This is a genomic window from Solitalea lacus (genome assembly GCF_022014595.1).
GTDB lineage: Bacteria > Bacteroidota > Bacteroidia > Sphingobacteriales > Sphingobacteriaceae > Solitalea > Solitalea lacus.
Window position 1 is genome coordinate 2,428,568 of record NZ_CP091740.1, and the last position, 11,411, is coordinate 2,439,978.

Annotated in this window: 10 protein-coding genes; 4 read left to right on the forward strand and 6 right to left on the reverse strand. The window is 36.3% G+C overall.

Features of this window, described 5'->3' with window-relative positions:
* Window positions 1–5: 5 nt before the first annotated feature.
* The 3 genes from L2B55_RS10310 to L2B55_RS10320 all read right to left on the reverse strand — a co-directional run bounded on the left by L2B55_RS10310 (window position 6) and on the right by L2B55_RS10320 (window position 2,491).
* Window positions 6–608 carry a bifunctional nuclease family protein gene (locus L2B55_RS10310; RefSeq protein WP_237844887.1) on the reverse strand — a complete coding sequence of 201 codons (603 nt, stop codon included), beginning with the start codon at window positions 606–608 and terminating at the stop codon, window positions 6–8.
* Between the two features lie 87 nt (window positions 609–695).
* A complete protein-coding gene (locus tag L2B55_RS10315; RefSeq protein WP_237844893.1) occupies window positions 696–1,673 on the reverse strand; it encodes an electron transfer flavoprotein subunit alpha/FixB family protein in 978 nt (325 codons plus the stop codon).
* A gap of 80 nt (window positions 1,674–1,753) precedes the next feature.
* Complete coding sequence (locus L2B55_RS10320; protein ID WP_237844895.1) at window positions 1,754–2,491, reverse strand: electron transfer flavoprotein subunit beta/FixA family protein; 738 nt, start codon at window positions 2,489–2,491, stop codon at window positions 1,754–1,756.
* A gap of 122 nt (window positions 2,492–2,613) precedes the next feature.
* Between L2B55_RS10320 and L2B55_RS10325 the strand changes: the two genes are divergently transcribed.
* Together L2B55_RS10325 and chrA are read left to right on the forward strand one after the other, a co-directional pair.
* On the forward strand, window positions 2,614–2,949 hold the full coding sequence (locus L2B55_RS10325; RefSeq protein WP_237844901.1) for a tetratricopeptide repeat protein: 336 nt from the start codon (window positions 2,614–2,616) through the stop codon (window positions 2,947–2,949).
* 44 nt (window positions 2,950–2,993) lie between these two features.
* Complete coding sequence (gene chrA, locus L2B55_RS10330; protein ID WP_237844909.1) at window positions 2,994–4,199, forward strand: chromate efflux transporter; 1,206 nt, start codon at window positions 2,994–2,996, stop codon at window positions 4,197–4,199.
* 64 nt (window positions 4,200–4,263) lie between these two features.
* Here chrA and dnaB read toward each other — a convergent pair whose 3' ends face one another.
* Window positions 4,264–5,847: a replicative DNA helicase gene (gene dnaB / locus L2B55_RS10335; RefSeq protein WP_237844917.1), complete on the reverse strand. Its 1,584-nt coding sequence runs from the start codon at window positions 5,845–5,847 to the stop codon at window positions 4,264–4,266.
* Window positions 5,848–6,201: 354 nt separating this feature from the next.
* Here dnaB and rlmB point away from each other — a divergent pair, with 354 nt between their 5' ends.
* Window positions 6,202–6,960 carry a 23S rRNA (guanosine(2251)-2'-O)-methyltransferase RlmB gene (rlmB, locus tag L2B55_RS10340; protein WP_237844924.1) on the forward strand — a complete coding sequence of 253 codons (759 nt, stop codon included), beginning with the start codon at window positions 6,202–6,204 and terminating at the stop codon, window positions 6,958–6,960.
* Window positions 6,961–7,020: 60 nt separating this feature from the next.
* On the opposite strand, the gene L2B55_RS10345 is transcribed toward rlmB, so the two are convergent.
* Both L2B55_RS10345 and L2B55_RS10350 read right to left on the reverse strand, forming a co-directional pair.
* The gene (locus L2B55_RS10345) at window positions 7,021–8,112 is read right to left on the reverse strand and encodes a mannose-1-phosphate guanylyltransferase (protein WP_237844926.1); all 1,092 of its coding nucleotides are present in this window, start codon (window positions 8,110–8,112) and stop codon (window positions 7,021–7,023) included.
* A 17-nt stretch (window positions 8,113–8,129) separates the two neighbouring features.
* Window positions 8,130–9,092 carry a KpsF/GutQ family sugar-phosphate isomerase gene (locus L2B55_RS10350; protein WP_237844928.1) on the reverse strand — a complete coding sequence of 321 codons (963 nt, stop codon included), beginning with the start codon at window positions 9,090–9,092 and terminating at the stop codon, window positions 8,130–8,132.
* 100 nt (window positions 9,093–9,192) lie between these two features.
* Here L2B55_RS10350 and recQ point away from each other — a divergent pair, with 100 nt between their 5' ends.
* A complete protein-coding gene (gene recQ, locus L2B55_RS10355) occupies window positions 9,193–11,382 on the forward strand; it encodes a DNA helicase RecQ (protein ID WP_237844930.1) in 2,190 nt (729 codons plus the stop codon).
* Window positions 11,383–11,411: the final 29 nt, after the last annotated feature.

The following is an 11,411-nucleotide window of genomic DNA, read 5'->3' on the forward strand; positions in this document are numbered from 1 at the left end:
GGAAGTTATGAAGCTTTTCTACGGCTTAATTCATCACGTATTTTGGCGGCTTTTTCATAGGCTTCTTCTTCCAAAGCTGCTTTCAGCTGTACTTTTAACTCATCATCTGAAAGTGAGGCATAACTGCTAACACCTGAAGTGGGTACAGATTGAGTATCTTCTTTGCCTTCCACATTTTCCAAAAAGACAAATTCATTACCTTCAATTAATATACCTGCTTGTGATAGGATAAATTCATAAGTGTAGATCGGGCAATTAAATCTAACTGCAAGGGCAATTGCATCAGACGTTCGGGCATCAACTTCCAACGTTCTTTTTCCATCAAAACAAATAAGTTTAGCATAAAAAATACCGTCAACAAGGTTATAAATAATAACTTCTTGAATTTGAATACCAAACGACAACGCAAATGATTTAAATAAATCATGAGTAAGCGGTCGGGTAGGGGTCATTTTTTCGATTTCAATGGCAATTGCTTGCGCTTCAAAGCCGCCAATTATTATTGGTAACCGACGTCGTCCATTAACTTCACCCATAACCAAGGCATAGGCACCCGATTGTGTTTGGCTATACGATAATCCTACAATATCTAGCTTTATCTTCTTCATTAAATGTAAAAAATGTCGTTTGGTATTTATAACCAAACGACATGCTAATATAGGATTTAGAAATCGAAAACGGGTAAAATATTTACTTTAAGCCGTTTCCTTATACTTTTTAATTGCTTCTATTAACTTTGGAACAACTTCAAATGCATCGCCAACTATACCATAATCAGCCACTTTAAAGAATGGAGCTTCAGGATCTTTATTAATTACCACAATAACTTTTGATGAGCTTACTCCGGCCAAATGCTGAATGGCTCCTGAAATGCCAATGGCAATGTATAAGTTTGGACTAATTGCAATACCTGTTTGACCCACGTGCTCAGAATGCGGACGCCATCCGGCATCTGATACTGGTTTAGAACATGCAGTAGCAGCACCAAGCAAATTAGCAAGTTCTTCAATCATTCCCCAGTTTTCAGGTCCTTTTAATCCACGTCCGGCTGAAACTACTAGTTCTGCGTCAGGTAACGAAATTTTGTCAGAAGCCCTTACAATGTCTTTAATCATTACACTATAGTCATTTTCTGAAGTTGAAGCTTCAAATGCTTGCACAGCAGCAGATTCAGGACGTTCTACAACTTTGAATGAATTTGGAACCAATGAGATGATTTTAACATCGGAACTTAACTCTACGTTTGCAAATGCCTTTCCTGAGAATGCAGTTTTCTTAACAGTAAATTTGTTATCACTTAAAACAGGTAATTCAACAGCACCATCAACTAAACCTGCTTCAAGTTTAACAGCTACACGAGGAGCTAATCCTTTACCTGAAAAGCTAGCCGCAAGAACCACAACTTTAGAACCCTCGGCCTTTGCTGCTTGGGCAATAATAGAAGCGTAGGCTTGGTTAACAAAGCTTTTTAACTTTTGATTGTTTATCGATAATACTTTTTGAGCACCGTATTTTCCTAACTCAGCCAATACACTATCAGCTACGTCTCCAATTGATAATGCTGTTAAGCTGGTTCCTAACTGATTAGCTACTTCTTTGGCATAAGAAACTACTTCATAGGTTGATTTTTTGAATTTGCCTTCGGCATTTTCAACATATACTAATACTGACATGATTTTAAACTAGAATTTTAGATTTGGATTGAGATTGCATAGATGATCGAACTATCATCTCTAATCTCGCTTCTTATATGTTATATAACTTTTGCCTCATTATGTAATGCTTCAACTAATTTTTCAGCATCAGTTGCATCAATCATTTTAACCTGGCCGCGGGGGGCAGGAGTACTGTATGATTTAACTTCAGCAACTTTAGCAATCTCAACCGGCTCAACCACGGCCAAAGGTTTAGTACGTGCCGACATAATACCACGCATATTTGGAATTTTTGGTTCTGCTACTCCTTCTGCACAACTTGCAATAAACGGAACTGGAGCTTCAATTATTTCTTTTCCTCCTTCAATTTCACGTTCAATAGTGGCTGTATTTCCATTTAAATCTATTTTTTTAATAATAGAAATAGATGGAATTGATAAAAACTCACCAACCATAGCGGCCACTTGTGAGCCATTATAGTCGATTGATTCCCGGCCGGTTAGGATGAAGTCATAACCACCATCCTTCGCAACATTAGCAATTTGTTTTGCCACAAAATACGCATCACGAGGTGCCGCATTCACTCGAATAGCATCATCAGCTCCAATTGCCAGTGCCTTTCGAATTGTTGGCTCAGTAGAGGAGTCACCAACGTTAATTACAGTTATTGATCCTTTACCGCCTTCACATAATTCAATTGCACGTGCAAGAGCAATTTCATCATACGGATTGATGATGTATTGTACTCCAGCAGTATTGAATTGTGTATTGTTGTCCGTAAAAGCTATTTTTGTTGTTGTGTCCGGAACGTTACTTATACAAACTAGTACTTTCATAAAATTAATTGATTGAATTAAAAAAAACTTATGCATGCATACAAATATATAAAGCAAATTGTATTTTACTAATTTTGCATGCATTGATTTTGTAAAAATACCTAAAACCCTAAATTCTCAAAATGCAAATTTCTCGTTTGGAGCAATTACAACGTTTTTTAGAAAATGAGCCTAATGATTCATTTTTAAAATATGCAATCGCAACTGAATATTTAAAGTTAAATAATACAGATCTAGCTCTACAATATTTTACCGAATTAGTAAATACCGATGAAAACTACGTAGGTACTTATTACCATTTGGGCAAACTTTATGAAAAGCTCTTAAGAAAAGACGATGCAGAGGTAACATACAAAAAAGGATTAATAATTGCCAGAAAAGCAGGCAATTTTCACGCTGCATCAGAACTTCAACAAGCACTAAATTCAGTTTTGGGTTTAGATTATGAAGATGAATAGGCTATAAACAAGGAACTTACTTCTATTTATTAAAATATAATACGTTGACGGCTAAACAGTTTCTTTTTTTAGGTGATGTAATAAAATATACCTTAACTGCTTTTGGTGGACCTCAAGCCCACATAGCCATTATGCTAAAAGAGTTTGTGGAGAAAAGAAATTACTTAAGCGAACAAGAACTTCTTGAACTTAATGCGTTGTGTCAGGTTTTGCCAGGACCTGCTTCAACACAAACTATTACCGCTATTGGATATAAAATAGGAGGGTTATGGTTTGCCATATTAACCTTTTTAATTTGGCTATTACCATCGGCTTTGATGATGGCAATAGCAGCCATATTATTTGTTTCCTATTCCTCAAAAATTGAAATACCAAAATTATTACAGGTAATAGAGCCTATGGCTTTAGGTTTTGTAGCCTACGCAGCTTTTATTTTTGCATCAAAGGTTATTAAAAGCAAGCTTACATTTACTTTAGCTGCAGTAGCTTTTACATGTTCCATGTTACTTAAAAATCCTTTTGTTTTTCCATTCATGTTCCCTGTTTTGGTTCTATTTGGAGGCTATATAACTTCACGAATTAATACAGACGATGAAGAACGTGATTTAAGCGAAAAACTGGTAATTAATGTTAATAAGAATAAGGTAGCCTATTTCTTTGGAATCTTGATATTCTTTGCCTTGATGGGGGCAATAATTAACAGAACGTCTTTTTTTAGCTTACCTGTTCGTTTATTTGAGAACTTTTATCGGAACGGCATCATAATTTTTGGTGGCGGACAAGTATTGATACCTTATATGTATACTGAGTTTGTTGAGTTAAAGAAATACCTCACCACACAGGAATTTTTGTCGGGATATGCATTACAACAAATCATCCCAGGACCGGTATTTTCATTCAGTTCCTTTTTGGGTGGTATGGCTATGAAAAATTCGGGAATAATGGGGCAACTACTTGGTAGTTTTGCTGCGGTATTAGGTATCAATTTGCCTGGATTGATTTTGATCTTATTTATTGTTCCCTTTTGGAATGACTTAAAAAAGATTACCCGAGTAAAGAACTCAATGGCTGGTGTTAACGCTGTTTCTGTTGGATTCGTTATTGCAGCCTTCTTTTTATTAGCCAAGCCTATTGATATCAATTATTTCTCTGTAGCAATAATTGTAGTTACCTTCACATTATTACGGTTTACTAAAATTCCTGCTGCAATAATCATGCTTTCGGGATTATTAATAGGATTATTTCTATAAATATAATTATTGTAAAAAAGCCTTTGAATAGGGTTCAAAGGCTTTTTTTATATTTTTTTACTTATTAAAAAGGTGCAAAATCATCACCTCCTTCATCAAATTCATTCATTTTTGATGGGCGGATAATAAAGTTTTGTGGACGTTCGTCATCAAAGCCGGCAGAAGGAGAGAGGCCAGCAGAGGCACTTAGGTTATTTACATCAAAACTGCTGAAATCAAAATTATCCGGATCTAAATCCTGGTACTTAATGTATTTTCCAACAAATTTTAAAGGAACATTTTCCAATGAACCGTTACGGTGTTTAGCAATAATTACCTCAGCAACACCTGCAGTTGAACGACCGCTCTCATCCTGAGTGAATCCATAATACTCCGGACGATATAAGAAAAGTACCATATCGGCATCCTGCTCAATGGAACCCGATTCACGTAAGTCGGAAAGCATTGGCTTTTTATCTCCTCCACGGGTTTCTACCGCACGGCTTAACTGAGAAAGTGCAATAACCGGAACACTCAGCTCTTTAGCAATTCCTTTTAATGCCCTTGAAATACCACTAATTTCCTGTTCACGGTTACCTTTAGCATCACCAGAGCCATGCATAAGCTGAAGATAATCGATTACGATCATTTCAATCCCGTATTGCTGTTTCATACGGCGAACCTTTGCTCGTAACTCAAAAACATTTAGGGCTGGAGTATCATCAATATAGATTGGGGCTTCAGCTAGTTTACCCACTTTAGAGTGCAATTGTTGCCACTCATGCGGAGCGAGATTACCTTTTTTAAGTTTTTCAGCCTCAATCTCGGCCTCTCCGGCAATTAAACGGTTAACCAACTGCACAGATGACATCTCAAGGGAAAAAACTGCGACTGGAAAATTAAAGCCTACAGATGCATTTCTAACTGCACTTAAGATAAACGCGGTTTTACCCATGGCCGGACGAGCCGCGATAATTACCAAATCAGAACGCTGCCAGCCGGAGGTTACTCGGTCTAATGCCGTAAAACCTGAAGGAACACCTGTCAATCCATCAGTTTTATCTTTCAGTTTTTCAATTTCCAGCACTGCCTTTTTTACCAAGTCCGACATGTTTTCGGCATTTCGGCGCAAATTTCCTTCTGTAATTTTGAACAGGTCACTTTCCGCTTTATCCAATAGCTCGAAAATATCAGTGGTGTCCTCATAAGCCATATTCACCGTTTCTGTTGAAATTTGAATAAGCTGGCGTTGAAGATACTTTTGAGCAATAATACGGGCGTGAAACTCAATATTGGCAGCTGAAGCTACCCGATTGGTTAATTCAGTTATGTAAAAGGCACCACCCACCATTTCTAAATCACCACTTTTACGTAACTGATTGGTCACCGTTAAAATATCTACAGGCGAAGACTCGCTGTAGAGGTCCATAATGGCTTTAAATATTTTTTGATGGGAATCTTTATAGAAAATTTCAGGACGAAGGAATTCGATAACTGACGTTAAAGCATTCTTTTCAATCATTATCGACCCTAAAACGGCTTCTTCAAGTTCAACGGCTTGAGGCTGCAATTTACCACCTATTAATGTTTGGGGCATTTTACGAGCCGTAGTACGCCTATCGGATTTACTTCTCGAATTTCCGTTTGTTTCAAAATTATCTAAACTCATACTTAATTACACGAAGGTAGTTTTAACGGTTGTGGCGACAAATATATTTACTTATCTCCTTTCATACAGTTCAAATTTTTAAACAGCCAAATCCGTAATCTTAAATCTAATTGAAAACGAGCAATATAGAACTGTGGACTTATTAACATAAATTGTTGGTAAATGAATTAAATGTTAACAATACCGTCTCTGTTTGTCTAAAAATCAACTTTTTAGTATTTTCAAGAGCTATGTTGATAACTATTTTAATGTGGAAAACCTTTGTGTATGCATAGTATCGAGGCTAAAATTGTTTAAAATTTAAATGGCAGATATTCAGAGAATAAAATAATTGATTCGTAGTTTTGCGATTCCATGAGAAATTTTGGCATAGTTAAAAAAGAAACCAACGAGTTAATATTTGGCATTCGGGCTGTAATTGAAGCAATTACGGCAGGTAAAGAAATTGAAAGTTTATTCATACAGAAGGGCCTAGCGGGTAATCTCTATGCAGAGTTACGATTAGTCATTGCTGAATATGATGTCCCGTTCCAGTTTGTACCTATTGAAAAGCTTAATCGCTTAACCACCAAGAATCACCAGGGTGTTGTCGCATTTATTTCACCTATAAGTTACCAAAAAACAGAGCAAATCGTCCCTGAAATATATGCTCAAGGGAAAACGCCTCTCTTACTTATTCTTGATAGGGTAACGGATGTACGAAATTTTGGCGCAATTGTTCGAACAGCTGAATGTTTGGGAGTTGATGCGGTAATTGTCCCTGCACGAGGTTCGGCTCAAGTAAATCCCGATGCAATTAAAACTTCAGCAGGAGCATTATTCAGAGTGCCAATTTGCCGTGAAATGAAATTGAAAGAAACACTTGAGTTTTTAAAAGATTCAGGACTTCAATTAGTTGCTTGTACAGAAAAAACCGATAATTTATTGACAGAAGTTGACTACACGGGTCCAACGGCAATAATAATGGGTTCAGAAGAAGATGGAATATCACCTGAATATATGAAATATTGTGATGCAAGGGCTAAAATTCCAATGTTGGGAGAAATTGCTTCGCTAAATGTTTCCGTTTCAGCTGGTATAATTTTGTACGAAGCAGTCAGACAAAGAAAATAATTTTGATATATAAATGATGAATTATAAATGGTTTCAATCATCTATAATTCATCATTTAATTTAAAGGTACTTTTCTCCGTAATTTTGCTTTACGTCAGCCACTATCTGTTTTATTTCCTGTTCTTCGCTTTTTTTGCAAATCATTAGTACGTCGTCTGACTCAACTATGATATAACCGTCCAAGCCTTGTAAAATCACCAGCTTATTAGCATCAGTTCTTACAATACAGTTGGCTGAATCATACATCATTACCTTATCTGTATCAATTACAACATTTCCAACGTAATCCTTTTCTTGCTTAACTTCATAAACCGAGGCCCATGTTCCCAAATCACTCCATCCAAAATCACTTGGTCGAACATATACATTGTCAGCCTTCTCCATTACACCATAATCAATTGAAATATTTTTACAACGCATATACGCTGTTTTTATAAAGTCAGTTTCTTTGGATGTGTTGTAAAAGATTTTACCCTCAGTAAAAATCTCGTTCATTTCGGGCAAATATTTATGGAAAGCATTTAAAATTGTTGGGGCATTCCAAACAAAGATGCCAGCATTCCACAAAAAGTCGCCACTGGTTAAAAATGTTTTAGCGAGTTCTAAATCTGGTTTTTCTGTAAAGGTTTTGACCTTAAAGAAAGTATTCTCTATAGATTTATTAGTATGCTGAATGTAACCATATCCGGTATCAGGGCGGCTTGGGACTATACCCAGGGTTATCAGAAACGGATTTTCGGCAGTAAGTTCTATTGATTCACGAATAATTTGCTTAAAGTTTTCTTCTTGTAAGATTAAATGATCAGAAGGTGCAACAACAATACTAGCCTTAGGGTTTTTTTTAGCTATTTTATGGCAAGCATAAGCAATACAAGGTGCGGTGTTACGCATTACCGGTTCACCTAAAATATTTTCATTTTTGATATCAGAAAGCTGCTCTTTAACAATTTCTCTATAGCTTTCATTAGTAACAATAAAAATATTGTCAACCGGACAGATTTCTTTAAAACGCTCAAATGTTTGTTGTATTAACGTTTTACCGGTTCCCAGTATATCAATAAATTGCTTTGGAAAATTAGTTCTGCTTACTGGCCAAAAACGACTACCCACACCGCCGGCCATAATTACAACAAAATGATTATTGTTACTCATTTAATACTTTTGCACAGTTAAATTATTCCTTCTTTAATTAAATCATGAAGATGAATAACTCCTGCATATTTGTGATTATTAACTACAATTAGTTGCGAAATATTGTGTTGTTTCATGAGAGCAAGAGCATCAACTGCCATTGCTGATGAATCAATTGTTTTAGGCGAGCTGTTCATGATATCAACGGCACGCAAGGTAGAAAAGTTTTCATTCTTTTCCATCATTCTTCTTAAATCACCATCAGTAATTACTCCAACCAGTTCTTCGTTGTTTACAACAGCAGTTGAGCCTAATCGTTTTGACGAAATTTCGAAAATTACACGTTTGATATCATCTGTAGTGTTTACCTGTGGCTTTTGATTGTTTACTGATAAATCCTTCACTTTTAGATACAGCTTTTTACCCAATGCACCACCAGGATGATAACGTGCAAAATCCTGACTGGTGAAATTTCGCTGTTGCAGTAAACAAACTGCTAAAGCATCACCCATTGCCAATTGAGCAGTGGTACTGGTTGTCGGAGCCAGATTATGCGGACAAGCTTCTTCCTTTACGGTGGTATTTAGAACATAATCTGAATGAGTGGCAAGGTATGATTTCATATCTCCGGCCATTCCAATTAATACGTTACCCGATTGTTTTAATAGTGGGACTAGTACTTTAATTTCAGGAGTATTACCGCTTTTTGATATACATATAGTTACATCATCTTGTTGAATCATTCCTAAATCACCATGAATGGCGTCGGCAGCGTGCATGTAAAGAGCAGGTGTTCCTGTCGAATTCATGGTAGCCACAATTTTTTGCGCAATAATGGCACTTTTACCAATTCCAGTTATGACAACTCTACCTTTTGATTGAAGAATGATATTAACGATTGTTTCAAAGTCGTTATTTATGTAAGTTTGCAATTCTAATAAAGCATCCGCTTCAATCTGAAGCGTTTTTTTAGCTGAGTCTAATATTTGCAATTTGTTCAAGGATTAAATTGTTATGATGTTTTATTATGTGCAAAATTATGTTATTTTTAATTTAGCAAACTAATCCGAACCATATTATTACTTAACTTTTTCTTGAATAATGGAGGTTAAAAAGTCGCTGTTTGATAATTTGCAGAATTTTTTTGGGTTTGAAAAGTTCAAAGGAGACCAAGAAGCAATCATCACCAGCATACTTTCAGGGGATGATACGTTCGTTATTATGCCTACCGGTGGAGGTAAATCAATGTGCTATCAATTACCTGCTTTAATGAGTGATGGTACTGCTATCGTCATTTCGCCACTTATAGCGTTAATGAAGAATCAGGTTGACCAATTACGTGCTTTCGGTAGTTCCGATAGTATTGCCCATTTTCTTAATTCATCTTTAAATAAGACAGAAACAGCTAAAGTAAAGCAAGACGTGCTTTCAGGTGAAACCAAGCTTCTTTATGTAGCACCAGAATCTCTTTCAAAACAAGACAATATTGACTTTTTGAGGGATGTAAAGGTTTCATTTGTAGCTGTGGATGAGGCTCACTGTATTTCAGAATGGGGGCATGATTTTAGGCCTGAATACCGTAAGATTCGTCAAATCATTTCCCAATTTGGTGAAAATATTCCAATAATAGCTCTAACAGCTACTGCAACTCCTAAGGTGCAGCAGGATATTCAGAAAAACCTGCAAATGCAAAATGCTGTAGTTTTCAAATCTTCTTTTAATCGGACTAATTTATATTACGAAATCAGGCCGAAGAAAAATGAATTAAAAGAAATCATCAAATACATTCGTGCGCAGAACGGAAAAGGCGGAATTATTTATTGTTTAAGCCGAAAAAAGGTTGAGGAAGTTGCAGAAACCTTAAACATAAACGGAATTCCTTCATTGCCTTATCATGCAGGACTGGATGCCAATACTAGAGCCGCAACGCAGGATAAGTTTTTGATGGAGGAAACTCAGGTAATTGTTGCCACCATAGCATTCGGTATGGGAATTGACAAACCTGATGTACGTTTCGTAATTCACTATGACATGCCTAAAAGCATGGAGGGGTATTATCAAGAGACAGGTAGGGCAGGAAGAGATGGTGGAGAAGGTAATTGTATTGCCTTTTACGATCAGAAAGACATCGATAAACTGGCTAAATTCATGAAAGACAAGCCGGTTTCAGAACGCGAAATTGGTACTCAAATATTAAACGAAGTTATAGACTACGCCGAATCATCAGTTTGTCGTCGTAAACAAATTCTACATTACTTTGGCGAAAGTTTCAATGAAAGCAGTTGCTCTAATATGTGTGACAACTGTCGCCATCCTAAAGAACGATTTGAGGCTGAGGCAGATTTGTTGGCGGTTTTAAAACTGATTCATAAACTGGATGAGAATTTTGATGCTGAACACATTATAAATATTTTGGCAGGATTGGAAGATGCCGAAATGAATACTTTTAGCCATGACAAGCTAGAAGAGTTCGGCAGCGGCAAGGAAAGAGGTTTGGTGGTATGGAAATCAGTTCTTCGTCAGTCTGTAATTCATAATTTCCTAGTTAAGGATATTGATAGCTATGGAATTTTAAAACTTACAAAACTGGGAAAATCGTTCATAGAAGCTCCTCATTCGATCAAATTCATTTTGAATACTGATTTTGATAAGGTGAAGGCTACTGATGAAGATGACATTAAAGGAGGAGCAGGAGCATTGGATGATGCATTATTGAAAATGCTGAAAGACCTTCGTAAGAAAATTGCGAAGCAAAAAAGCATTCCTCCATTTGTAATTTTCCAGGATCCATCATTAGAAGAAATGGCAACTCAATACCCCATAAACATGGATGAGTTGAAGCAAATCTCAGGTGTTGGAAATGGAAAAGCTTTGCGCTATGGATCACCATTTATTGAAATGATTAAGCAATATGTTGAGGATAATGAGATTGATCGTCCTCAGGATATGGTTGTTAAATCAACGGTGAATAAATCAAGTCTTAAAGTATCCATCATCCAGAATATTGACCGCCAAATTCCTTTGGATGACATTGCTTCATCAAAAGGATTAGGTATGCAGGGCTTAATTCAAGAGATAGAAAGCATTGTTTCATCTGGAACCAAACTAAATATTAACTATTACATTGATGATGTAATTGATGAAGACAGGCAAGATGAGGTATTTGATTATTTCAGAACTGCCGAAGAAGATTCAATTGAGTTAGCATTAGCTGAACTAGGGGAGGATGATTATTCAAGAGAAGAAATTCAATTAATGCGAATTAAATTTATATCTGAACTTGGCAATTAATTCCCAAAAAGTAACTAAAATAGATTTAC